At 64.9% G+C, this 21821-nt stretch carries 22 protein-coding genes; 8 read left to right on the plus strand and 14 right to left on the minus strand.

Features of this window, described 5'->3' with window-relative positions:
- Window positions 1-14 precede the first annotated feature (14 nt).
- The 8 genes from pufB to ACOXXX_RS11610 all read right to left on the minus strand — a co-directional run bounded on the left by pufB (window position 15) and on the right by ACOXXX_RS11610 (window position 7713).
- A complete protein-coding gene (gene pufB / locus ACOXXX_RS11575) occupies window positions 15-164 on the minus strand; it encodes a light-harvesting antenna LH1, beta subunit (RefSeq protein WP_114509227.1) in 150 nt (49 codons plus the stop codon).
- A gap of 126 nt (window positions 165-290) precedes the next feature.
- Window positions 291-515, minus strand: coding sequence for a cytochrome PufQ (pufQ, locus tag ACOXXX_RS11580; RefSeq protein ID WP_422826747.1), 225 nt, complete (start codon window positions 513-515; stop codon window positions 291-293).
- Window positions 512-1975, minus strand: coding sequence for a chlorophyllide a reductase subunit Z (gene bchZ / locus ACOXXX_RS11585; RefSeq protein ID WP_422826748.1), 1464 nt, complete (start codon window positions 1973-1975; stop codon window positions 512-514). Before bchZ ends, pufQ begins: the two co-directional genes overlap by 4 nt.
- The gene (bchY, locus tag ACOXXX_RS11590) at window positions 1969-3546 is read right to left on the minus strand and encodes a chlorophyllide a reductase subunit Y (protein ID WP_422826749.1); all 1578 of its coding nucleotides are present in this window, start codon (window positions 3544-3546) and stop codon (window positions 1969-1971) included. The genes bchZ and bchY overlap by 7 nt, the downstream gene beginning before the upstream one ends.
- A 75-nt stretch (window positions 3547-3621) precedes the next feature.
- A complete protein-coding gene (locus ACOXXX_RS11595; protein ID WP_422826750.1) occupies window positions 3622-4623 on the minus strand; it encodes a chlorophyllide a reductase iron protein subunit X in 1002 nt (333 codons plus the stop codon).
- A complete protein-coding gene (gene bchC, locus ACOXXX_RS11600) occupies window positions 4620-5561 on the minus strand; it encodes a chlorophyll synthesis pathway protein BchC (RefSeq protein ID WP_422826751.1) in 942 nt (313 codons plus the stop codon). The genes ACOXXX_RS11595 and bchC overlap by 4 nt, the downstream gene beginning before the upstream one ends.
- A 119-nt stretch (window positions 5562-5680) precedes the next feature.
- Window positions 5681-6835, minus strand: coding sequence for a methyltransferase (locus ACOXXX_RS11605; RefSeq protein ID WP_422826752.1), 1155 nt, complete (start codon window positions 6833-6835; stop codon window positions 5681-5683).
- Between the two features lie 5 nt (window positions 6836-6840).
- On the minus strand, window positions 6841-7713 hold the full coding sequence (locus tag ACOXXX_RS11610; RefSeq protein WP_422826753.1) for a polyprenyl synthetase family protein: 873 nt from the start codon (window positions 7711-7713) through the stop codon (window positions 6841-6843).
- 95 nt (window positions 7714-7808) lie between these two features.
- Between ACOXXX_RS11610 and crtD the strand changes: the two genes are divergently transcribed.
- On the plus strand, window positions 7809-9353 hold the full coding sequence (gene crtD / locus ACOXXX_RS11615) for a 1-hydroxycarotenoid 3,4-desaturase CrtD (protein ID WP_422826754.1): 1545 nt from the start codon (window positions 7809-7811) through the stop codon (window positions 9351-9353).
- 29 nt (window positions 9354-9382) lie between these two features.
- Window positions 9383-10219, plus strand: coding sequence for a carotenoid 1,2-hydratase (crtC, locus tag ACOXXX_RS11620; RefSeq protein ID WP_422826891.1), 837 nt, complete (start codon window positions 9383-9385; stop codon window positions 10217-10219).
- Here crtC and tspO read toward each other — a convergent pair.
- Genes tspO through ACOXXX_RS11635 form a run of 3 tightly spaced genes read right to left on the minus strand, consistent with a single transcriptional unit; the run spans window position 10216 to window position 13243 of the window.
- A complete protein-coding gene (tspO, locus tag ACOXXX_RS11625) occupies window positions 10216-10674 on the minus strand; it encodes a tryptophan-rich sensory protein TspO (RefSeq protein ID WP_422826755.1) in 459 nt (152 codons plus the stop codon). The genes crtC and tspO overlap by 4 nt on opposite strands.
- Before the next feature lie 5 nt (window positions 10675-10679).
- The gene (gene crtB, locus ACOXXX_RS11630) at window positions 10680-11723 is read right to left on the minus strand and encodes a 15-cis-phytoene synthase (protein WP_422826756.1); all 1044 of its coding nucleotides are present in this window, start codon (window positions 11721-11723) and stop codon (window positions 10680-10682) included.
- Window positions 11720-13243, minus strand: coding sequence for a phytoene desaturase (locus ACOXXX_RS11635; RefSeq protein WP_422826892.1), 1524 nt, complete (start codon window positions 13241-13243; stop codon window positions 11720-11722). Before ACOXXX_RS11635 ends, crtB begins: the two co-directional genes overlap by 4 nt.
- A 147-nt stretch (window positions 13244-13390) precedes the next feature.
- Between ACOXXX_RS11635 and crtA the strand changes: the two genes are divergently transcribed.
- From crtA to ACOXXX_RS11660, 5 genes are read left to right on the plus strand one after another with little or no spacing between them, the layout of a single operon-like run.
- On the plus strand, window positions 13391-14098 hold the full coding sequence (crtA, locus tag ACOXXX_RS11640) for a spheroidene monooxygenase (protein WP_422826757.1): 708 nt from the start codon (window positions 13391-13393) through the stop codon (window positions 14096-14098).
- The gene (gene bchI, locus ACOXXX_RS11645; protein ID WP_422826758.1) at window positions 14095-15099 is read left to right on the plus strand and encodes a magnesium chelatase ATPase subunit I; all 1005 of its coding nucleotides are present in this window, start codon (window positions 14095-14097) and stop codon (window positions 15097-15099) included. The genes crtA and bchI overlap by 4 nt, the downstream gene beginning before the upstream one ends.
- The gene (locus tag ACOXXX_RS11650; RefSeq protein WP_422826893.1) at window positions 15099-16778 is read left to right on the plus strand and encodes a magnesium chelatase subunit D; all 1680 of its coding nucleotides are present in this window, start codon (window positions 15099-15101) and stop codon (window positions 16776-16778) included. The genes bchI and ACOXXX_RS11650 overlap by 1 nt, the downstream gene beginning before the upstream one ends.
- A 3-nt stretch (window positions 16779-16781) precedes the next feature.
- A complete protein-coding gene (gene bchO, locus ACOXXX_RS11655; protein WP_422826759.1) occupies window positions 16782-17633 on the plus strand; it encodes an alpha/beta fold hydrolase BchO in 852 nt (283 codons plus the stop codon).
- Between the two features lie 45 nt (window positions 17634-17678).
- Window positions 17679-18890, plus strand: coding sequence for an MFS transporter (locus ACOXXX_RS11660; protein WP_422826760.1), 1212 nt, complete (start codon window positions 17679-17681; stop codon window positions 18888-18890).
- Here ACOXXX_RS11660 and ACOXXX_RS11665 read toward each other — a convergent pair.
- Genes ACOXXX_RS11665 through ACOXXX_RS11675 form a run of 3 tightly spaced genes read right to left on the minus strand, consistent with a single transcriptional unit; the run spans window position 18887 to window position 21179 of the window.
- Window positions 18887-19483 (minus strand): Smr/MutS family protein, encoded by a 597-nt coding sequence (locus ACOXXX_RS11665; RefSeq protein ID WP_422826761.1) that lies wholly within the window; start codon window positions 19481-19483, stop codon window positions 18887-18889. The genes ACOXXX_RS11660 and ACOXXX_RS11665 overlap by 4 nt on opposite strands.
- On the minus strand, window positions 19480-20523 hold the full coding sequence (locus ACOXXX_RS11670; RefSeq protein WP_422826762.1) for a murein transglycosylase A: 1044 nt from the start codon (window positions 20521-20523) through the stop codon (window positions 19480-19482). The genes ACOXXX_RS11665 and ACOXXX_RS11670 overlap by 4 nt, the downstream gene beginning before the upstream one ends.
- Window positions 20520-21179: a Tim44/TimA family putative adaptor protein gene (locus ACOXXX_RS11675; RefSeq protein WP_422826763.1), complete on the minus strand. Its 660-nt coding sequence runs from the start codon at window positions 21177-21179 to the stop codon at window positions 20520-20522. Before ACOXXX_RS11675 ends, ACOXXX_RS11670 begins: the two co-directional genes overlap by 4 nt.
- Before the next feature lie 119 nt (window positions 21180-21298).
- Here ACOXXX_RS11675 and ACOXXX_RS11680 point away from each other — a divergent pair, with 119 nt between their 5' ends.
- Entirely contained in the window at window positions 21299-21817 is a 519-nt protein-coding gene (locus ACOXXX_RS11680; RefSeq protein WP_422826764.1) for an FxsA family protein, read from the plus strand.
- Window positions 21818-21821 lie beyond the last annotated feature (4 nt).

The raw sequence follows: 21821 nt of genomic DNA on the forward strand, positions 1-21821 counted from the left end.
TTTCTATGTCTCCCTCAGAACCACGGACGCCAGATGAAGGTCGCAAGGTGTGCGACCACTGCAACCGCCGAGAACAGCCAAAGGCCGCTCATGTAGACGGAATGCAGCTCCTGGGCCTGCTCGTCAGTAAGACCTGTGAAGGACAGGTCGGAATTATCAGCCATGAACTTTCCTCCGGAATGTTATTGCTGACGCCGCAACCCCTGCGGCTGGGTCCTTTGGGGGCGAACCCCCGCGGGCCTGTCTGCACGGGGTTGCCCCCGGACAGTCAGTTTCGGATTCCAGGGCTTTCAGGCCTGGAAAATGAGCGGTGTGATCCGGTCGGCTTCGGCCCAGGCCCGGGCCAGCGGCCCGTGCAGGTTGAGCGTCTGCTTCTGGAACACCTCCACGACCCAGAACACCGTGGCGAAAGGCACCGCCACGAGGAAAATGAGCGTGAAGTAGAAAAGGAATTCGGTGCCACGCTTCTGCGTGCTCCGATGGGCGCGCGGCCCGTTCGAGGTAAAGTCCGTCACGATGTCGGTCCTCCTGTTGAAGTCGAAAGCTGGCGAACGGTTTCGATCACGACCCGTTCGGCCCCTTGTTTCAGCGCTGCGGCCTCTGCCGCGTCGCGCAAATTCTTGGCGGCTGAAATCCGCGTCAGCACCGGATGCGTGGCCACGATCCGGTCAAGTTCGGCCTGGGCATCCGCGTCCCACGGGAAATCCCGGCGCAGCGGGGTGAGCGTGGCATCGGTCTTGTCCATCTCGGTGCCCAGCGGCAGGATGTGGAAAAGCGCATCGAAAAGCCCGTTGCACACCTCTTGCAGCAGGTACGTCGCACCCGCGTAGCCCATCATTGGCGTGCCGGTGTGCCGCCGGATCGCCGCACCCGGAAAGCTGGCCGGAATGAACGTCGGCTGCGGCCCGTGGCCCGCCTTCATCTCGGCCAGGTACATCTTTTCGTTGATCGATCCCATGACGACGAGCGGGCGTTTGCTGTGCAGCATGGCCCGGACCTCTTCGTTGTTGGTCTTCTTGCCCGCGGTCCGCGCGACGGCAAAGGCACACGGCAGGCCAAGGTCGTTTTCAAGGTAGTTGCGGATGCCGCGCGCATAGGTTTCGTTCGCCACGATTGCGAAGTTCGCGGTGGCAAAGAAATCCTGCGTGACCGACCGCCAGAGATCCCAGACCGGCTTCAGCGTCGAATGCTTTTCGCGCTGGATGAACGGTTCGGGATCCAGTTCCAGCATCTCGCCCAGGGTGCGCAAGAACTTTGTCGTGCTTTCCACCCCGATGGGTGCCTGCAGGTAGGGTTTGCCCAGGCATTCGCACAGGCCCCGGCCGAATTCGCGGTACATGCAGATGTTCACATCGGCATTCACCAGGTTGCGCATTTCGGCCAGGTGCGCGCCCAGCGGCATCACCATGTTGACCTCGGCGCCGATGCCTTCGACCAGCCTGCGGATCTCTGCGAGGTCCGAGGGCATGTTGAACGTGCCGTACATCGGCCCGAGGATGTTGACGCGGGGGGCGGCCCCCTCTTCGCGCTTCTTCTCGGGCGGCATCCGGCCCTTGGTCATGCCGAATTCGGTAAAGATCCAGGTCATCGCGCGGTCCGCACTTTGCCACTGATCCTCGTCGATGGTCCGCGGCAGGAAGCGCTGGATGTTGGTGCCCTGCGGCGTGACCCCGCCGCCTATCATCTCGGCGATGGAGCCTGTGACGACCACCGCGGGCAGCGCCGGGTCGAGCACTTTCCAAGCCCGCTCCATCGCCTCTTCGGTGCCCTTGCCCATCTCATCCTCGGCAAGACCGGTGACGACAATCGGCAGTTCATGCGGCGGCAGCGCATCGGTATAGTGCAACACCGAGGTGACCGGCAGGTTCTCGCAACCCACAGGGCCGTCGATCACCACCTGCAATCCCTTGACGGCGCAGAAGGCATAGACCGCCCCCCAGTATCCGCCCGCGCGATCGTGGTCCTGGATCAGCATTTCACGCCCCCGTTGGCCGCGACACGGGCCTTCTCGGCGCGTTCGAGCTTCTTGAGGTTCTGCGCGCGGAATTCGGGGCGGCGGTTGGGGCTGCCTTCCCAGATGCCCGCGGTATCGCCCGCGCCGACATCCTCGAAGAATGCCTTCATCTTGCCCATCCGCTCTTTCCCGGCGATGGCGGCATTGATCACTTCGGCCAGCGATCCCGCGCCCGCCGGTCCCATCAGGGGCCGCGCGGAGATGAGGTTGGTGTAATACAGCGCCGGAATCCCAAACTGCTTGGCCTTCTGCACCACAGGCGTCGTGCCGATGGCCAGATCCGGCTGCACCGCTTCCATCGCGGCGCAATCATCCTCGAGCGACGCGCGATACTTGACCTTGATGCCCTTGGATTCGAGCCAGGCCGCATCATCGGCCGACCACGGCGATTTCGCGCAGGCCGTGCCCACATAGCGCAGGTCCGCGCCGCTTTCGACCAGCAATCGCGCCACCAGAAGCTCCGATCCCTCGTAGCCCGAAAGCGTGATCGTTCCGTTGATCGGTGCCGCCTGCAGCGCGCCCTTGATCGCGGGCAGGAATGCATTCTGTGCCGCCGCAAGCTGGTCTTTCGAAATCCCGAAGGCGTCGCCGATATTGGCAAGCCAGGTCGCGGTGCCATCGTGGCCCACTGGGGCGGACCCGACGATGGGGCGCCCGGCGGCTTCGAATTCGCGCACGGCAGCGGTGTAGAAGGGATGGATCGCCGCCACGGCGCCACAGTCCAGCGCCGCATAAAGCTCGCGCCATTCGCGGCAGGGCACCACCGGTCCGGCAGCCAGGCCCATGGGCGCCAGCATCGCGCCGATCATCATCGGATCGGCCGGGAACATCTCGCCCAGCAGACTGACTGTCGGACGGTCGGACTTGCCGCTTTCGGGGCGCGCGACCGGGCCGGCCTCGATCTCCTTGCGGGCGTAATTCAGCATCGCCCCGGCCAGAACGTCCTTGGCCTCGGCATGGGTCGGCACGCCAAAGCCCGGCACGTCGATGCCGACGATGCGCACGCCGTTGATCTCGTCCGGCAGCAGCCGGAGCGGTACGCCGCTGGCGGTCGGCACACACAGATTGGTGACGACGATGGCATCAAACCGATCCGGATCGGCCATCTCGTGCACGCTCTCGCGGATATCCTCGAACAGCTTGCCGGTCACCAGGGTTTCGGAATTGAAGGGCACATAGCCGACCGACCGGCGGGCGCCGTAGAAATGCGACACGAAGGTCAGGCCATAAACACAGCAGGCCGATCCCGACAGCACCGTCGCCACCCGCTTCATCCGCAGGCCCACGCGCAGCGACCCGAAAGCCGGGCACATCGACTGCGGCTTATCATGCGGCCCTTGCGGATAGTCTGCCGCGAATTTGTCCAGCATCTCGGCATTGCCCGCCATGCGCGCGGCCTTCTGCATTTCCGCACCGGAATGACAGCCCAGCCCATCGGCCGACATCGGCTCCTGAGGCACTTCGGCATCGCGCGGATGGCCTTGGGTCACTTCGGCCTCGGCGGCGGCGTCGTATGTCACTTCATCGGTCAAGTCGGTCCTGTCTTCTTCTCTGGTTCAAAATAACCCTCGGGGGTGTGGGGGCTGGCCCCCACTCCGGCACCGAAATCAGGCGTCGTCGTACACAACCTCGAGCGAGGTCTTGGGCTTGGCATGTTTGCCGCGCATGTCGGCATCGGTGGCGGGCACCAGCTGGTAATCGCCACCCGTATCCTTGGCATCGAACAGCCCCAGCAATCCGTCCTGATCCAGCGGCGTCGGGCGCACGGGCGGGGCAACGCCCACGGCCTCGGCCAGCTCAGCGAACAGTCCGCCCCAGGGGGATTTCGCGGTGCCGACAATCTGGTAGTTCGCGGATTTCTTGCGCAGGTCGTCGTCCTGCGGGATCGCGGCCAGCACCGGAATGTCCACCGCCTTGGCAAAGGCCTGCGCCTCGCCCGACAGGTCGTCCTTGTTGATGACCAGCCCCGCGACACCAACGTTGCCGCCCAGCTTGCGGAAATACTCCACCGCCGAGCAGACGTTGTTGGCAACGTAAAGCGACTGCAGGTCGTTCGACGCGACCAGAATCACCTTTTGCGCCATGTCCCGCGCGATCGGCAGGCCGAACCCGCCACAGACCACGTCACCCAGGAAATCCAGCAGCACGTAGTCGAAATCCCAGTCGTGGAACCCCAACTTCTCCAGCAGTTCGAACCCGTGAATGATCCCGCGTCCGCCGCAGCCACGGCCAACCTCGGGCCCGCCCAGCTCCATCGCGAAGACACCGCCGCGCTTGAAGCAGACATCGCCGATCTGCACCTCTTCGCCCGCCAGTTTCTTGCGGGTCGAGGTTTCGATGATCGTCGGGCAGGCCTTGCCACCGAAAAGCAGTGAGGTGGTATCGGATTTCGGATCGCATCCGATCAGCAGCACGCGCTTGCCCTGCTCGGCCATCATGTGGCTGAGGTTCGCCAGCGTGAAGGATTTCCCGATGCCACCCTTGCCGTAGATCGCGATGATCTGCGTTTTCTTGGTGGCCTCGGTGGGGATCACGTCGGCAAGATCCTCGTTTGCCTCGTCGCGCAGACGCTGGTCGAAATCCTTGAGATTCGGCACTTCGTCTTTCATGCGGCGTCCTTCCAGTTCAGAATCATTTTCAGGCAGTTCGGATCTTCGAACGCCGTTTGGTAGGCCGCAGGCGCGTCGGGCGCTGCCGCCTCATGAGTGATGAGCCCGCCAAGGCTCAGCGCGCCGTTTTCCACCAGCGCGCGGGTGACCGTCAGGTCCTCCGGCGTCCATTCCGCCGCCACGCGAAACCGCGCCTCTTTCATGAAGGCGGGCGGAAAGGCGAATTGCAGCGGCTGGGTGTAAAACCCGGCCAAGACGATTTCACCGCCCTTGGCCAGCCGACCGACCAGATCGTTCAGCAGCGCGCCATTGCCCGACGCGTCATAGATGCTGCGATAGTCACGGCGGTCGTCGCTGTCGGGATGGATCACGTCATAATGGGTCGCCCCGTCGCGCCGGTCGGGATCGATTTCCCAGACTGTCGGGGCGGGCGCCCCCGCGGCCACGGTCAGGCGCGCCAGCAGACGGCCCAGGACACCATGGCCAACGATAAGATCGGGCAGGGTTTTGTTCAGCCCGGCCAATGCGTGCCGCGCGGTCGCGGCCAGGGCCAGCAAGGCGCCTTGCGCGCCCAATCCCCGGTCGATTCGTGTCACGCGGTCCGCAGCGGTCACGACCCGCGACGCGGCACCCCCGAAAAGCCCGAAAGCACCGTCATAGCAGTTGGCACCGGGCACAAAGACATGATCGCCGGGCTTGTAGGCCGTGTTCGCCCCGGCCTCGACCACCTCGCCCGCGGCCTCGTAGCCCGGTACCAGCGGATAGCCCATGCCGGGAAACGGCGGCATCTGACCGGACCAGAACAGTTTTTCCGTGCCGGTGGAGATGCCGGAATGAAAGATGTCGACGACAAGATCATCAGGCCCGGGATCGGTCAGCGTCAGCTGATCGACGATCATATCTTGCGGGCCCCTGAGAAGGACGGCGTTCGATTGCATTGGCTTTCCTCCCCTCTGTTGGTTGCGGCGCGGGGCGGAATCGAATCCGCTTTCTGCGCTCTTTTGTCGTACTGTCAGTTTAAGCTTACAGTTCTATGTGTCAATATATATGGACACTTTCATTCGACGGATATGACAGGCTTCATCGCCGTGACGACGCTTGTCACATAGGGCCGCGCCGCGCGTGGCATGCTGACATCGGTAAAGCCCGCGTGGCTGCAAAGTGCTGCGATCCGCTCTGCCGATCGCACCGTGCCGGTGCGCATTGCCATGGTATAAAAGGCGAAATAGACGTCCCCCGCCGGATCGGGGCGGGCGCCGCCCGACATCGGCTCTGACACGATCAACTGACCGCCAGCCGGCAATGTGTCATAAATTTTGGACAGCAGCGCCGCGACAGTGTCATCCGCATGGTCATAAAGCACCCGGATCAGCGAAATCGCATCGACATCGCGGGGCAGTGGATCGTCACGGAAAGATCCAGCCTGCGCAGAAATCTGGTCCGACAGGCCGCTGGCGGCGATGCGTTTTTCGGCCTCGACCGCGACATGCGGCAGATCGAATAGCGTGACCTTGAGATCGGGCGTCGCCTTGGCGGCAGCTGTGGCAAAGGCCCCGAATCCGCCGCCCACGTCCAGAAGATGCGCGACACCACGCAGCGACACGCTGCGCAGGGTATCCTGCGCCACCAATCCCTGTGATTGCGCCATGAGTTCTGAATAGGTGTGCGTGACCTCGGGATCGACGGCACCATGCGCGCCAAAAACATAGGGCCAGAATTCGGCCAGTTCGGTCTGCACCTCACCGCGCAAGAGCGCGACCGGATCGGCCATGTCACGGTAAAAGACATCGTGGTGGCGGATCATCTGTTCGAGCCCCGGCACCCCCAGCAATGCCGCACCCTTGCGCGCAATCGCGAAATCCCCGTTGCGCCGCCGGGTGATCAGGCGCAATGCCGCCCCGGCCTGCAACAATCGGGCCATGCGGTCTGGCGTGATCCCCGTGCCCTGGGCCAGCGCGCCGCTGCTGCATGGCCCGTCGCTCAACCGATGCAGAATCCGCAATTCGACCAGCGCATAAAGCACCTGCGACTGCACGAATCCCTGCACGATATCGAAAAGCTCCGCGCCTTCGCGGCGGGCGATGGCACGGGTCAGGAAACTTCCCGCCGCCCATTTCTGAAAGCCCGGCCGCGCGGCGATATTGGCGATACGCGTCCGCCAGTCGCGCGGTGCACGGGTCGGATCGGGGGGATCTTCGCTGATCAGGGTCATGGCCGTCAGGCCTTGGCTTGCACCGGTTCGACCACCGGCGTCAGGCGTTCGGCCTGCAGGCGCACCATTTCGGCCAGCTTCGCCTCGCCGGGGCAGGAGGGGATCGACGCGATGGCCCCCGACAGGATGTCCTTGAGCCGTCCGATGGCCCCTTCGACACCCAGCTGCGCAACGGCGTTGGGGCGGCCATGCAGATCGTCCTGCCCGACCGGCTTGCCCAGCGTTTCCACATCGTAAAGCGCGTCGCGCAGATCGTCGGCGACCTGGAACGCCTCACCGATGCGGGCGCCCAGCTCGTACCACTGATCGGCGTCCTGGCCGGCGGCGATGGCGCCCATTTGCGTCGCGGCGATGAACAGCGCCCCGGTCTTGGACCGGTGATATGCGGAAAGGTCGATCTTGGATTCGCTTTCCCAGCCCTGCCCGGCACAGATGCCGCCCGGCATGCCGGTCTGCCGCGCCAGCGTCAGTACCAGCTGCATCGCCCGGTCGGGGGCGTGCGGTGCGGCGCGGGCCAGCACCTCGAACGCCAGAACGATCAGCGAATCGCCGGTCAGCACAGCCAGCGGTTCGGAGTAGGCGCGGTGCACCGAGGGTTTGCCCCGGCGCATGTCGGCGTCATCGAAACACGGCAGATCATCGTGGACGAGGCTGGCGCAATGGATAAGTTCGAGCGCCGCCGCAGCAGCATCGGACAGGGCGGGGCGGTCATCGCCACAGGCAAGCGCCACCGACATCAGGATCGTCGGGCGAATGCGGGCACCGCCCGGCGTGGTGGCATAGCCGAGCGCGGTCGACAGCTTTTGCGGTGCCGCGCCGTTTTGTCCGGTTGCGACCGCGTGTTTCACGGCAGCGTCGATCCGCGATTGCAAACCCATCTGGTCACTCTCCCTGTCGCGCAATGTCAGACAAAACTGACAGCTAAGTGTAAATGATACTGGACACCTTGAGTTCCCGAGTCAAGAATTGCCATATGAAACACGCAGGTTTTCCCCCGTCTGACGGTAAAGGCGGCACCGTAATCGTCGTCGGCGCGGGTATCGGTGGGCTGTGCGCCGCGCTCCGGCTGGCGCATGCGGGCCTGAACGTCTCAGTACTGGAACGCCACGGCGCCCCAGGCGGCAAGATGCGCCAGGTGGGCGGCGTCGATGCCGGGCCCACCGTGCTGACCATGCGCGATGTGTTCGATACACTTTTTGCCGATGTCGGCACCCGGACCGAGGATCATGTCTCACTGATCCCGCAGTCTGTGCTGGCCCGGCACTGGTGGCCCGATGGCAGCACGCTTGACCTGCACGCCGACCGCGCCCGCAACACCGAAGCCATCGCAAAACTGGCAGGCCCGCGCGAGGCGCGCGCGTTCGAGGCCTTTTCGAAACGGGCGCGAACGTTGTTCGACGGGTTCGACGCGCCGGTAATGCGCAACCCCGCGCCGCAATTCAACCAGCTTGCAAGCCTTGCGTTTCGCCAACCTGCCCTCTTTCGCGCGATGGCCCCGACCAAGACGCTTGCGGCGCTGTTGCAGGGCACCTTTTCCGATCCGCGCCTGCGGCAGCTTTTCGGGCGCTATGCCACGTATGTGGGCGGATCGCCCTATAAATCCCCCGCGCTTCTGTCCCTGATATGGGAGGCTGAGGCGGCGGGCGTCTGGTGTGTGCGCGGCGGGATGCATGCGCTGGCAAAAGCCATCGCGCAGCTTGCCAAAGACAAGGGGGCGGAGTTTCGGTACAGCTGCCACGCCAGCCGGATCCTGACCGACAGCAGCGGCGTGACCGGCGTGGCGCTGGAGGATGGCACCGTTCTGCCCACAGACCACGTGGTTTTCAACGGCGATCCGCGCGCCCTTGCCAGCGGCTTGCTTGGTCGCGAAACGCAAGGAGTCGCCGCCGCTTCGGCCAAGACGCCGCGCAGCCTTTCGGCCAATGTCTGGAGCTTTGCGGCCAACGCGACGGGCCTTGATCTGGCCCATCACAACGTCTTTTTCTGCGCTGACCCGCAGCGCGAATTCAGTGACATCGAAAACGGGCGCCTACCGTCGGACCCGACGCTTTACCTTTGCGCCGAGGATCGCGGGCAAGGCACGCCGCCGCCCGCGACCGAACGGTTCGAGATCATCGCCAACGCCCCGCCGCTGACCAGGCGCACCCCCCAGCCGGAGGACCCAGAGACATGTCGCCAGCAGACCTTTCAAACCCTGGAACGCTTTGGCCTGAGCATGGACCCCTGGCCGGGACCCGGCTGTCTGACGACCCCGGCGGACTTCGACCGCCTGTTCCCGGGCAGCAGCGGATCGCTTTACGGGCAAAGCCCGCACGGCATGACGGCGGCGCTGGATCGGCCGGTGGCGACGACGGCGATCCCGGGTCTGGTGCTGGCGGGGGGCGGGGTGCATCCGGGCGCGGGTGTGCCAATGGCGGCTATTTCCGGCGGGCATGCGGCCGCGGCGATTCTGCGGGGCCCAACTTCAACCTCGCGGTCCCGCCAAACGGCTATGCCTGGTGGTACGTCGACGGCGTAAGCGCCTGCGGCACCCGGGCGGTATCGGTCATCGCGTTTATCGGATCGGTGTTTTCGCCTTGGTACCGCTGGTCCGGTCGTCGCGATCCGGAAGACCACGTCTGCATCAACGTCGCGACCTATGGGCCGGGCGGGCGGTTCACCATGACCGACCGGGGCCGCCCCGCGCTGCGCCAGACGCCCGACCGCTTTACCGTCGGCCCGTCTTCCCTGCACTGGGACGGACAAACCCTGGTCATCGACATCAACGAGGTGAGCGCGCCACCGGTGATCAGCCGGGTGCGCGGGCAGATCCGCCTGACCCCTTCGGCTGTCACGGATCGGGAACTTTTGCTGACTCCCGACGGCGCACATGTCTGGCGGCCCTTCGCGCCGGTCTCTGACATTTCGGTCGCGCTCGAGGCGCCCGGCTGGCAATGGGACGGCCACGGCTATTTCGACGCGAATTTCGGCACGCGCGCGCTGGAAGAGGATTTCAGCTACTGGACCTGGGGCCGGTTTCCATCGCTGGGCGGCAGCACCTGTTTCTATGACGCGCAGCGGCTGGACGGCAGCAGCTTGGCACATGGCTTCCACTTTGCCCCGGATGGCGCGGCGCATGCGATCCCCCTGCCCGACCGGCACCAGTTTCGACGCTCGCTTTGGGCCATTCGGCGCGACACCCGCGGCGATCCCGGTGCCCAGCCCCGTCAGGTGATGAACATGCTCGATGCGCCGTTCTATTCCCGGTCACTGGTCGAAACGACGTTGGGCGGGGAAAAGACCGTGGGCGTGCACGAAGCGCTGGATCTGCGCCGCTTCCGCTCCGCTCTGCTCAAGCCGATGTTGGCGGTGCGGGTGCCCCGGCGCAGGAACTGGCGGTTCTAGACCTCGTCCGGGTTCCGGCGCAGAACCGACAGGTTGAGCGCCCCGGCAATGCTGACCCAGATGAGATAGGGCACAAACAGCGCGCCGGCGATCCAGTCGACCTGCCAAAGCGCCAGCATCGTCAGCGCGACGGACAGCCACAACACCGACAGCACGACCATCCCCAGCTTGATCTTCTTCAACCCGAAGAACACCGGCGTCCAAAGGCCGTTGAGCGCGATCTGCAATGACCACATCGCCATGGCGATGGCATTGCCGTCGGCCAGCGCGACCCGTGCGCCGGCGGTCGCCATGCACAGGTAAAGCGTCGTCCATGTCACGGGAAACACCCAGTCGGGCGGGGTCCAGGGCGGTTTGTTCAGCTTGCGATACCACTCACCCGGCGGAAACAACCCGCCGGTAGATCCCGCCGCAAAGCAGGCCGCAAGGAAGATGGCAAAGACCAACCAGAACATCGTTTTCAGCTAAGCCGATGCGGGCGTCTTATCAAGGCTTCTTTCCGGGCACGGTCTTGCGCGGCCAACTGGCTGAGCGCATCGAACAGCCCGTCCTTGGGCGTCCAGACCGACGGTTCGGTGCGCGCCGCGGCGCTGACAAGGAACGCCACCTCGTTCAAGGGGCGCGCAAAAAGCACCGGCGATTTCGGCGTCACCAGGGTGCCCGCCGCCCGCACCCCGGACAGCACCAGCCACCCCAGCTTTTGCGTCCGGGTGGTGTGCGCGCGGGTGCTGATCGAATCATATCCGGCCTGCTGCACCTCGCGCCCGATCCCGGCATAGATGTGACGCGCGGCATAGATGCCGGGGCGGGCCGTCAGAGGCAGCGCGGCAATCCCCGGCTCGGCCCGGATATAAAGGCGGTTCGCCTCCATCACCAGTTGCTTGGTCAGCTTGCGGATGGCGCGGGTGGGTTTGGGATTGTCGAGAAATGCCTCCGGGTTGATGCCCGCCGCCTCCAGCCAATCGGTCGGCAGATAAAGCCTGCGTTCCAGCGCGTCCTCGCCCACGTCGCGCGCGATGTTGGTCAGCTGCATCGCCACGCCCAGATCACAGGCGCGGGCCAGCGCATCGGCATCGCGTACGCGCATCAGCACGCACATCATCGCCCCCACGGCAGAGGCAACGCGCGCGGAATAGCTGAAGAGGTCCGACAGCGTGGCATAGCGACGGCCCATCGCGTCCCAGGCCAGCCCTTCCAGCAAAGCTTCGGGCAAGGCGCGGGGCATCTCGAAATCCTCGACCACGGCGGCAAAGGCGCGGTCGGCGGCGGAATCGCGGGGGCGGCCCTGATAAACCAGTTCCAGCCGGTCCTGAAGCGACAGCACCGCGGCGGCCTTTTCGGCCTGCAGATCGACCGCGTCATCGGCCAGTCGGCAAAAGGCGTAAAGCGCCAGCGCCGGGTCGCGCACTGACGCGGGCAGGAGTTTCGAAGCCGCGTGAAACGACAGGGAGCCGTGGCGGATCGCCTCGGCGCAGGCGGCGATATCGTCCTCGCGCAGGGTCATTTGACGGTCTCCGGATCGGGGACAAGCTGGCTCAGCACCTCGGCCGAGGAAATGACACCCGGCAGGCCCGCGCCAGGGTGCGTTCCGGCCCCGGTGAGATACAGGCCCTTCACCTCTTCGGACACGTTATGCGGACGGAACCACGCGCTTTGCAGAATGCGCGGTTCAATGGAAAACCCGGTGCCATAGGGCGACAGGTAGCGGTCGCGGAATTCGTTCGGGGTGAACACCTCTTGCGCCGTGATGCGATCGCGGAAGCCGGGCAAAAGCTGATCTTCGAGAACCGCGCTCATCTTATCCAGATATGCGAGCTTCTCAGTTTCCCAATTTACCGGGTCCGAATGCCCCAGATGCGGCACCGGACTGAGGACATAGAACGTGTCATCGCCATCCGGCGCGACGCTGGGATCGGTCACACCGGGCCGGTGAACGTAAAGCGACATGTCGTCAGACAGGGTGCCATTGATAAAGATATCCTTGACCAGCCCACGATAGCGCGGACCGTTGAGGATGGTATGATGCCCAACCCCCTGCCACATGTCCGCCGTACCCTTGGTGCCGAAATACCAAACGAAAAGACCCATGGACCAGCGGGACCGTTCAAGTCGCTTTGGCGTCCAGCGCTTGCGGGGCGTGTTGCGCAGCAAATGGTCATAGGTAAACCCGGCATCGGCGTTCGATATGACCACGTCAGCGGTCACAATCTCACCACTGGCCAGCTTCACGCCCTTGGCGGTGCCGTTCTTGACCAGGATTTCATCCACCTCAGCCTCAAACCGCAGCACACCGCCCTGATCGGCGATCACATCCGCCATTGCCCTGGCAATCGCGGCGACCCCGCCCATGGCGTAATGCACCCCGAATTCCTTTTCGAGGTGGCTGACAAGGATATACATGGACGTGACGTTGAACGGATCACCGCCGATGAACAGCGGGTGAAACGACAGCGCCATGCGCAAGCGTTCGTCTTTGACACGGCTGGCGGCATGGGCATAGACCGATTTGTCGGCGCGCAGCCATGCAAAGGTTGGCAGCACCGCAATCAAGTCGCGCAAACGGTGCAGCGACCGGCGGCCCAGATCCTCGAACCCGAACCAATAGCGGCGTTCGCTGTCCTTGAGAAATCTGTCATATCCTTTCAGGTCACCAGGCGACAGGCGCTCCACCTCGGCCCGCATGGCCTCCGTGCTTTGCCGGGCGGTAAAGGTCGACCCGTCCGGCCAGCGGATCTCGTAAAAGGGATCAAGGGATTTCAGCGTGACATCGGTGTCGAAGTCGCGCCCGCAGGCCTGCCAAAGTTCGCGAAAGACCTGAGGCACTGTGACGATCGTGGGGCCCAGATCAAAACGGTGCCCATCTTTCCAGATGCACGATCCGCGCCCGCCTGGCACATCCAGCCGGTCGATCACCGTGACGCGGTAACCGCGTGCGCCCAGCCGCATGGCGGACGCCAGCCCGCCCAATCCGGCGCCGATCACCAGCGCGTGCGGTGCATCGCTTTGGCCTGCCAGCGTTGTCAGCCGGGTGTCAACTTTTGTCATCATGGTCACAGGCTACAACTGTCAACTAAATCTGACAATGGATTCCGCAAGGATCTCTGCCAAGGTTGACACTTTTCATTACGCCAGAGCCATGTCAGACTAAGTTTACACTTTTTCGGATCGTGCATGCAGATCGTCAGCCTCTCTTTCTTTCGCTTTTCCAGCCCGCTGTCACGGCTCTGGGCCTTTGGCATGATGGGCTTTGCGCGATTCGCCATGCCGAAAATCCCGGGAATCGGTTTCTGGAAGCTTTGCGGTTCGGGCGTCGGTGAAGGCTTCACTCCGCTGCCCAACACCGCCATATACGCGATCCTGGCGACCTGGCCGGATATCGAGACAGCGCAGGAACAGGTTCAGCGCGCGCCGCTTTTCGGCCGCTATCGCCGCCAGGCCACCGAAAGCTGGACGCTGTTCCTGACACCGATCTCGGCTTGGGGGTCGTGGACGCATCAGGCTCCGTTCGCGCCGCAAAAGGACACCCGCACCGGACCCATCGCCGCGCTCACGCGCGCGACGATCCGGCCCCGGACCGCGCTGCGGTTCTGGGGCCGCGTCCCGGACATCAGCAAGGTCATCGGCGCGGACCCCAATGTGCTGTTCAAGATCGGCATCGGCGAGGTGCCGCTGTTGCACCAGATCACCTTTTCGATCTGGCCGGACACTGCCAGCATGGCGAATTTCGCCCGGCGCGACGGGCCGCATTCCCGCGCCATCCGCGCGGTACGCGACGGCGCGTGGTTCCGGGAAGAGCTTTATGCCAGGTTCCGGGTGCACAGCGAAATCGGACAATGGGACGGCGCAAGCCCCCGCATTCTCAAGGACCAGGCCGCATGAAACAGCCCTTTCCCTTCTCGGCCATCGTGGGGCAATCCGCGATGAAAGAGGCGATGATCCTGACCGCGGTCGATCCCGGGATCGGCGGCGTTCTGGTCTTTGGCGATCGCGGCACCGGCAAATCCACCGCCGTGCGCGCGCTCGCTGCCCTATTGCCGCCGATCAAGGCGCTGGTCGGCAGCCCGACCAACGCCGAAACCATGGCCGACCATCCCGACTGGGCCGAGGCGGTGTCGGGAAAGACGAAATCAGTCCCCACCCCCGTCATCGACCTGCCGCTTGGCGCGACCGAGGATCGGGTCGTCGGCGCGCTCGACATCGAACGTGCGCTTACCCGCGGGGAAAAAGCGTTCGAACCGGGGCTGCTCGCCCGCGCCAATCGCGGGTATCTTTACATAGACGAGGTCAACCTGCTCGAGGATCACATCGTCGATCTGCTGTTGGACGTGGCGCAGTCGGGCGAAAACGTGATCGAACGCGAAGGCCTGTCGATCCGCCATGACGCGCGGTTCGTCCTGGTCGGGTCCGGCAACCCGGAAGAGGGCGAATTGCGCCCGCAGCTTCTGGACCGCTTCGGCCTGTCGGTGGAGGTCCGGTCCCCCAGCGATATCGAAGAGCGGATCGAGGTCATCCGCCGCCGCGCCGCATTCGAGGCGCAGCCGGAGGCGTTTCTGAAGAAGTGGAACGCGCAGGACGGCCGAATCCGCACGAAGATCCTGAAAGCGCGCAAGGCCTTGGCGGACATCGCCACACCCGATGCCACCCTGCGCGATTGCGCCGAACTTTGCGTGGCGCTGGGGTCGGACGGTCTGCGGGGCGAATTGACCTTGCTGCGCACCGCCAGGGCGCTGGCCGCCTACCAGGGCGACGACGCCGTGACCCGCGAACACCTTCGCGCCGTGGCGCCGTCAGCGCTCAGCCACCGTTTGCGCCGCGATCCGCTGGACGAAGCAGGCTCCACGACCCGTGTCATGCGCACGGTCGAGGACGTCTTTGCATGATGCAGGACCGGGCCGAGGCATGGATCACCGGCCATCTGGCCCTGACCCTGCTTGGCATCGATCCGGGCGGTCTGGGCGGTCTGCACCTTCGCGCCCGGGCCGGGCCGGTACGCAGCGCGTTCCTGTCCGGTCTACCTGAAAGCCTGACAACCCGACGCTTGTCGCCCGGCATCTCCGACACCCAGCTTTTCGGCGGCATCGACATCTCTGCCACCTTGGCGTCCGGGCGCGTTGTGACCGCCCCCGGCCTGCTCGACACGCCCGCGACGCTGATCCTGACCATGGCCGAACGCTGCCCGCCGGGCCTTGCCGCGCGGCTGGCGCAGGTGCTTGACCGGGGCGAGGGGCACAGCCTGATCCTGCTGGACGAAGGGGCCGATGCGGACGAGGTCGCGCCTGTCACCCTGCAAGACCGTCTGGCGTTTTGCGTCGATCTGGACGGCGTGCGCGCGCAGGAGATTGCGGAACTCGCCATCAGCGCGGATGATCTGCGGCTAGCCCGCAACCGACTCAGGGACGTGACCCTGCCCGACGCGGCTCTGGCGCTGCTGACCCAGACATCCGCGCGGTTCGGCATTTCATCGCTGCGCGCGCCGCTTTTGGCCGGGCGGGCCGCCTGCGCACACGCCGCCCTGTCCGGCCGTACGACGGTCGCCGACGATGATCTGCAGATCGCGGCGCAGCTGGTCTTTGCACATCGCGCGACGCAGGTCCCCGACGACAGTGCCGAAGAGGATACAGACCCGTCCCAACCGGACACCCCGCCCGAGTCCGGGCAGGATAGAGACGAAAATGAAGACTTGTCCCTGCCGCAGGACATGCTGGTTGACGCGGTGCGGGCGCTTCTGCCGCCCGACGTCATGAGCGCACTCTCCGCTGCAAAAGCCGGGGCCACCGGCAAGGGATCTGGCGGCGCCGGACAAAAGCGCAAGGGCAACCGGCGGGGACGTCCCCTGCCCTCGCGCCCCGGGCGCGCCGATGGGCAGAACCGGATCGACATCATCGCCACCTTGCGCGCCGCGGCCCCGTGGCAACAGGTGCGGCGCAAGGCGCAACCCGACGCGGCGGGCCTGCTGATCCGCCCGTCGGATATTCACATCCGGCAGTTCCAGGACCTCTCGGATCGGCTGGTGATCTTTGCCGTCGACGCGTCGGGCTCTGCCGCGATGGCGCGACTGGCCGAGGCAAAAGGCGCGATCGAACTGATGCTCGCCGAAGCGTACAGCCGCCGCGATCACGTGGCGCTCATCACCTTTCGTGGCGACGGGGCGGAACTGGTCCTGCCACCCACGCGGTCGCTGGTGCAGACCAAGCGGCTGCTGGCGGGCGTTGCGGGCGGCGGCGGCACGCCGCTGGCGGCTGGCCTGCAAGCCGCCGCAGACCTGGCGCGCAGGTCGCAGGCGCAGGGCCTTTCGCCTGCGCTGGCGCTGCTGACGGATGGGCGCGCCAACGTGCCGCTGCCGGGCCGCACGGGACGCGCCGCCGCGACGGAGGATGCGCAAAAGATGGCCGCGGTCTTTGCAACGCTGAACCTGCCCACCGCGGTAATCGACACCGCCATGCGGCCGCAGCGCGATCTGGCCGACCTTGCCGCCCGTCTGGGTGCCGCATACGTCCCCCTGCCGCGCGCTGATGCGGCGGGTCTGAGCCGGGCCGTCACCGGGGCGTTGGAGGGCTGAGCCATGGACGCCACGCGCGACCTGCCCGGCTGGCCAAACAGTGACTGTTCCAGCCTGATCACGCTGCGTCCGCACCGCTGGCACGTGCAGCAAAAGGGCGGTGGCCCGACCCTGTTGCTGCTGCACGGGGCGGGTGGATCGACACACAGCTTTCGCGATCTGCTGCCGGGGCTTGCGCAGGATCACCACGTTGTCGCGGTGGACCTGCCAGGGCATGGGTTCAGTATGCTTGGCACCCGACACCGGTCGTCGCTCAACGCCATGGCGCAGGATCTGGCGGCGCTTTGCACCGATCAGGGCTGGCAGACCACGGCGATCATCGGGCATTCCGCCGGTGCGGCGGTCGCGCTGCGGCTGTCGCAACTCTTGCCTGGCACCCCGTCGGTGATCGGCATCAATCCGGCGCTCGAACCTTTTCGCGGGCTGGCCGGGATCGCCTTTCCGATCTTCGCGCGGATCATCGCCATGACGCCCTTTGTTGTCGATTTTGCGCTTCGCAGCCTGGCGCGGCCCGGGCGTGTCGCCGCCCTGCTGGAAAACACCGGATCGAAGATCGACGCGGAAGGATGCGCGCTTTACGCCCGGCTCTTTCGCGACAAGGCGCATGTGGACGGCGTTTTGCTGATGATGGCGCAATGGAAGCTTGACGGGCTGCTCGCAGACCTGCCGCAACTGAATACCCAATGCCTGTTCCTGACCGGCAGTCGTGACAGGACCGTGCCACCGGTCATTGCTGTCGAGGCGGCGGACATGATGCCGAATTGCGAGGCCCAAAGCCTCGAGGATTACGGACACCTGATGCATGAAGAAGCGCCGGAAAGGATCGCGACGCTGGTAAGGAACTGGCTCACCTAGCGGAATCCACTTGCAGACGGATCGACACAGGAAGAAAGAGCAGCCATGACCCTGCTGCACTTTCTTCAGTCGAACGCCCGCTGGCTGGCCGCCGGGGCCTTGCTCAGCTTCCTGTCAAGCTTTGGGCAAACCTTCTTTATCGCCATCTTTGCGGGCGAGATTCGCAGCACCTTCGATCTGAGTCACGGGGCCTGGGGCGGGATCTATTCGCTGGGCACCACGGCATCGGCCGTTGCGATGATCTGGGCAGGCGGCTTGACCGACCGCTACAGGTCGCGGGCTCTTGGTACCTGTGTCCTGGCCTTCCTGGCGGCATCCTGCCTTTTCATGGCCGGCAATACCAACGCCTGGCTCTTGCCCGTGGCGATCTTTGCGCTGCGGTTCGGCGGACAGGGGATGATGAGCCATCTGGCCGTGGTGTCGATGTCACGCTGGTTCGTCGCCACGCGGGGCAAGGCGCTGTCGGTCGCCGGACTGGGCATCGCCCTGGGCGAGGCGGTGATGCCGCTGGCGTTCGTGTCCTTGCTGCTGGTTTTCGACTGGCGGATGCTTTGGGTGGTCGCGGCAGTGATCGCGCTGGCCGGTATTCCGGCGCTGCTGGCGCTTCTGCGAGAAGAGCGGACGCCGCAAAGCATGGCCGAAATGGATCAGGCGGCGGGGATGAGCAACCGCCACTGGACCCGCAACCAGGTGTTTCGGCACTGGCTGTTCTGGTTCATGGTTCCCGCGCTTCTGGGTCCGCCCGCGTTCAATACCGCGTTCTTCTTTCACCAGGTGCACTTCACCGAGGTGAAGGGCTGGGAGCTTTTGTCTTTTGTCGCAATGATCCCGCTTTTTACCGGTGTGGCGGTGATATCGATGATCCTGTCGGGCTGGGCGCTTGATCGGTTCGGCGCGGCGCGGGTGCTGCCGTGGATTCAGGTGCCGCTGATCGGCGCCTTTCTGGTCTGGGCCACTGGCCAGACGCTTTTGGCCGCCGCGCTTGGCTTTGCGCTGATGGGGATGACGCAGGGGATGCAGCAGACCCTGCCCAACGCGTTCTGGGCGGAGTTTTTCGGGACGCGCTTTCTGGGCTCGATCAAGGCGATGGCCGCGGCGGTCATGGTGTTCGGAACCGCGGTCGGCCCGGGGTTGACGGGCGTGCTGATCGACGCAGGCATCGGGATCGAGGCGCAGTACCTGGGCGTGGCTGCGTATTTCGTCTTTACCACGCTGATGATGAACATCGGCGTGCGCCGCGCCGCACCCGAGCTTTAGCGGTCGCGGCGGAGGTAGACGTAATAGGCGCCACTGCCGCCGTGGCGAATGTGCGCCTCTGTCACCTGAAGCACGACCTGAGCCACCGGCGGCATGCGCAGCCACATCGGCACCTGCTGTTTCAGCACGCCACGGCGCAGCGGCATCGGATCGTAGGGATCGGCGCGCTGGCCCTTGCCGGTGATCACCAGCACCAGCCGTAAACCCCGGGTAAACGAGGTCATGAGAAAGCGCACCAACGCGGGATGCGCCTGATCCAGGGTCATGCCGTGCAGGTCGATCCGCGCCTCGGGCACCAGCTTTCCGCGTTTGAGCCGGGTATGGGCCTTCTTGTCCATCCGCACGCCGTCCTGCAACAGCCGCTCGCCGGGGGATTTCGGTATGGGCTGCGACTCCGGGCGTTTGGGCGCGGTCTGACCAAGCTGGAACCGGGGCAAGGGGTCCGGTGCGAATTCGGACTTTTGCGGCGGAACAGAGCCTAATTTCGATGTCTCCTCGGGCATCAACCGGTCCCCCCCGGGCAGCTTGTCGGCGGTACGTGCGACCTGGCGCCAAAGCTCCAGCTCGTCCTCGCGCAGCTTGCGCCGTTTCATTGTTCGCTTTCCGGCAAGAGCGCATAGGCGCGCTGGATCGGCAGCAGAACGACCATGCGCCCGGGGTCCTTCATCCGGCCGGCCGTCTGCCCGGCCTCATCCCCGGTGCCGACAAAGACATCGGCCCGCTGGGCGCCCTTGATCGCCGATCCGGTATCCTGCGCGATCATCAGGCGGCGCAGGGGCATCCGCCCGTCCTTTTCGATCCAGACCGGCGCGCCCAACCGGGTAAAGGCGGGATCGACCGCGATCGAACGCATCGCGGTGATGGATCGGTTCATCGCCCCAAGCGGCCCACGGTCGGCAGGAACCTGACTGACCTCGCGAAAAAAGACGTAAGACGGATTGTGGTAGAGAAGTTCCTCGCCCTCGGCGGGGTTCCGGCGCACCCAGTTCTTGATGACCTGGGCCGACACCTGATGCGCCTGATAAAGGCCCCGGCGCACCATTTCCTGACCGATAGACCGGTAGGGATGGCCGTTGGCACCGCCATAGCCCACGCGGATGTAACTGCCGTCCGGCAGCCTGATCCGGCCCGATCCCTGGATCTGCAGAAAGAACAACTCGACCGGGTCATCGACCCAGGCGATTTCCAGACCGCGGCCCTGCATGGCCGCACCGGTCAGAATTTCCCGGCGACTGAGCCACGGGCCCGCGGTGCGCACCTCGGGCGGGGCCGCGTAGATCGGATAGCGGTAGCGCGCGCTGGGGCGAAGCGCGCCGTCAAGCTCGGGTTCGAAGTAGCCGGTAAACAGCGCGTCCGTCCCGTCACTGATCAGCACCGGGCGAAAGAAAAGCTCAAAGAACTGGCGGGGGTCCTGCGCATCGCGAGCCACGGCACAAAGCGTGACCCAGTCCGGGTCGGACATGTCAGAGCAGGTGTTCAGAAAGACCGACAGAGCCGCGTCGTGATCGTCGTCGACCCAGCCGTCAAGCTGGTCGAAATCAAGGATGGCGTAGGAGGGATCGGTCTCGGCCGGGGCGGGGTCCGTGCTCATCACCAGCCCCGCCACCAGCGCCGCACCCACCCGTGCGATCATTCGCCCGTGGCGACGAGCTGCCAGTTCGGATCGTCGCTGCCCATGTGGCGTGCAAAGGTCCAGATGTCCTTTTGCTTCTTGGGCGATGTCGGGCTGCCTTCGATCACTTCGCCCGCGCGGTCGCGCACGACCGAGGTCAGTTCGCCGACAAAGCGCACGGTCAGTTCCGCAAGCTTGGTGTTGTCGTCGAAAGTGGCATCGTTCAGGCCCATTTCGCGGATGCCGACAAAATCCGCCTCGATCGTCAAACCTTGCGCCTCACGCGCCTCGACCACCTCGGCGAAGGTTTCATAGACCTCGTCGGACAGCAGCGGCTTGATCTCGGCCAGATCGCCACGCTCGAACCCCATCAGGATCATCTCGTAGGCACCGCGCGCGCCCCCAAGGAAATCGCCGACGCCGAAACCGGGTTCGGCCCGTTTCATCTTGGCCAGGGCTTCAGCGGCCTCACTGCCTTCGGGTACGTGATCGGTGATGTCGAGATCCGGACCGCCTTCGATCACCTCGAAATCCCGGCGCTTGGCGGGGGCGGGGCCCGGTGCCGGGGCGCTTGGCTTTTCAAATCCGTCGCGTGTGCCCAGCACGTTCTTCAAACGCAGGATCAGAAAAACGGCGATTCCGGCCAGGACCAGAAGCTGGATAATCGGAGAGTTCATCGAGACCTCATGCAGGGCGTTCATTTAAATTCGTTACTTGAACCCTTATGTAGGTGTGGAAGGGTGGTGAGTCCACCTAGGCGGACGAAACGATCGACATAGGATAGGAGATCGCGATCATGTGGCTGTTTCTGGCGTTTCTGGCGGTGCCCCTGATTGAAATTGCGCTGTTCATCCAGGTGGGCGGCTTCATCGGGCTGTGGCCGACGCTGGGCATCGTGGTGCTGACGGCGGTGCTGGGCACCTGGCTGGTGCGCACGCAGGGGGCAATGGCGATCAACAACATCCGCCAGACCTTCAATGAACTGAACGATCCCACCGAACCGCTGGCGCATGGCGCGATGATCCTGATCGCCGGCGTGCTGCTGCTGACCCCGGGTTTTTTCACCGACGCTGTCGGGTTCGCGCTGCTGGTGCCGCCGGTGCGGCTTGCTGTCATCCAATACGCCCGCAAGCACGTGAAGGTGCAGCGGTTCACCATGGGAGACCGGCCGGGGCAGGGCCCGCAGGCTCCGCAGCGCGATCATCCGCACAGGCCTGGGCCCGCGCCGCAGGGCGAGGTGATCGACGGGGAATTCGAAGAAGTGCCGCCGTCGAAACGTCCGACCCATCCGGGCTCCGGCTGGACCAAGCATTGAGGCC

Source organism: Thalassococcus sp. BH17M4-6 (assembly GCF_049323015.1).
Taxonomy (GTDB): Bacteria; Pseudomonadota; Alphaproteobacteria; order Rhodobacterales; family Rhodobacteraceae; genus Puniceibacterium.

Bases quoted from the DNA above. Each gene is read 5' to 3' on its own strand.
- pufB (WP_114509227.1), bottom strand. From the start codon at position 164: ATGGCTGATAATTCCGACCTGTCCTTCACAGGTCTTACTGACGAGCAG.
- bchZ (WP_422826748.1), bottom strand. From the start codon at position 1,975: ATGCTGATCCAGGACCACGATCGCGCGGGCGGATACTGGGGGGCGGTC.
- ACOXXX_RS11595 (WP_422826750.1), bottom strand. From the start codon at position 4,623: ATGAAAGACGAAGTGCCGAATCTCAAGGATTTCGACCAGCGTCTGCGC.
- bchC (WP_422826751.1), bottom strand. From the start codon at position 5,561: ATGCAATCGAACGCCGTCCTTCTCAGGGGCCCGCAAGATATGATCGTC.
- ACOXXX_RS11605 (WP_422826752.1), bottom strand. From the start codon at position 6,835: ATGACCCTGATCAGCGAAGATCCCCCCGATCCGACCCGTGCACCGCGC.
- ACOXXX_RS11610 (WP_422826753.1), bottom strand. From the start codon at position 7,713: ATGGGTTTGCAATCGCGGATCGACGCTGCCGTGAAACACGCGGTCGCA.
- crtD (WP_422826754.1), top strand. From the start codon at position 7,809: ATGAAACACGCAGGTTTTCCCCCGTCTGACGGTAAAGGCGGCACCGTA.
- tspO (WP_422826755.1), bottom strand. From the start codon at position 10,674: ATGTTCTGGTTGGTCTTTGCCATCTTCCTTGCGGCCTGCTTTGCGGCG.
- crtB (WP_422826756.1), bottom strand. From the start codon at position 11,723: ATGACCCTGCGCGAGGACGATATCGCCGCCTGCGCCGAGGCGATCCGC.
- crtA (WP_422826757.1), top strand. From the start codon at position 13,391: ATGCAGATCGTCAGCCTCTCTTTCTTTCGCTTTTCCAGCCCGCTGTCA.
- bchI (WP_422826758.1), top strand. From the start codon at position 14,095: ATGAAACAGCCCTTTCCCTTCTCGGCCATCGTGGGGCAATCCGCGATG.
- ACOXXX_RS11650 (WP_422826893.1), top strand. From the start codon at position 15,099: ATGCAGGACCGGGCCGAGGCATGGATCACCGGCCATCTGGCCCTGACC.
- bchO (WP_422826759.1), top strand. From the start codon at position 16,782: ATGGACGCCACGCGCGACCTGCCCGGCTGGCCAAACAGTGACTGTTCC.
- ACOXXX_RS11660 (WP_422826760.1), top strand. From the start codon at position 17,679: ATGACCCTGCTGCACTTTCTTCAGTCGAACGCCCGCTGGCTGGCCGCC.
- ACOXXX_RS11665 (WP_422826761.1), bottom strand. From the start codon at position 19,483: ATGAAACGGCGCAAGCTGCGCGAGGACGAGCTGGAGCTTTGGCGCCAG.
- ACOXXX_RS11670 (WP_422826762.1), bottom strand. From the start codon at position 20,523: ATGATCGCACGGGTGGGTGCGGCGCTGGTGGCGGGGCTGGTGATGAGC.
- ACOXXX_RS11675 (WP_422826763.1), bottom strand. From the start codon at position 21,179: ATGAACTCTCCGATTATCCAGCTTCTGGTCCTGGCCGGAATCGCCGTT.
- ACOXXX_RS11680 (WP_422826764.1), top strand. From the start codon at position 21,299: ATGTGGCTGTTTCTGGCGTTTCTGGCGGTGCCCCTGATTGAAATTGCG.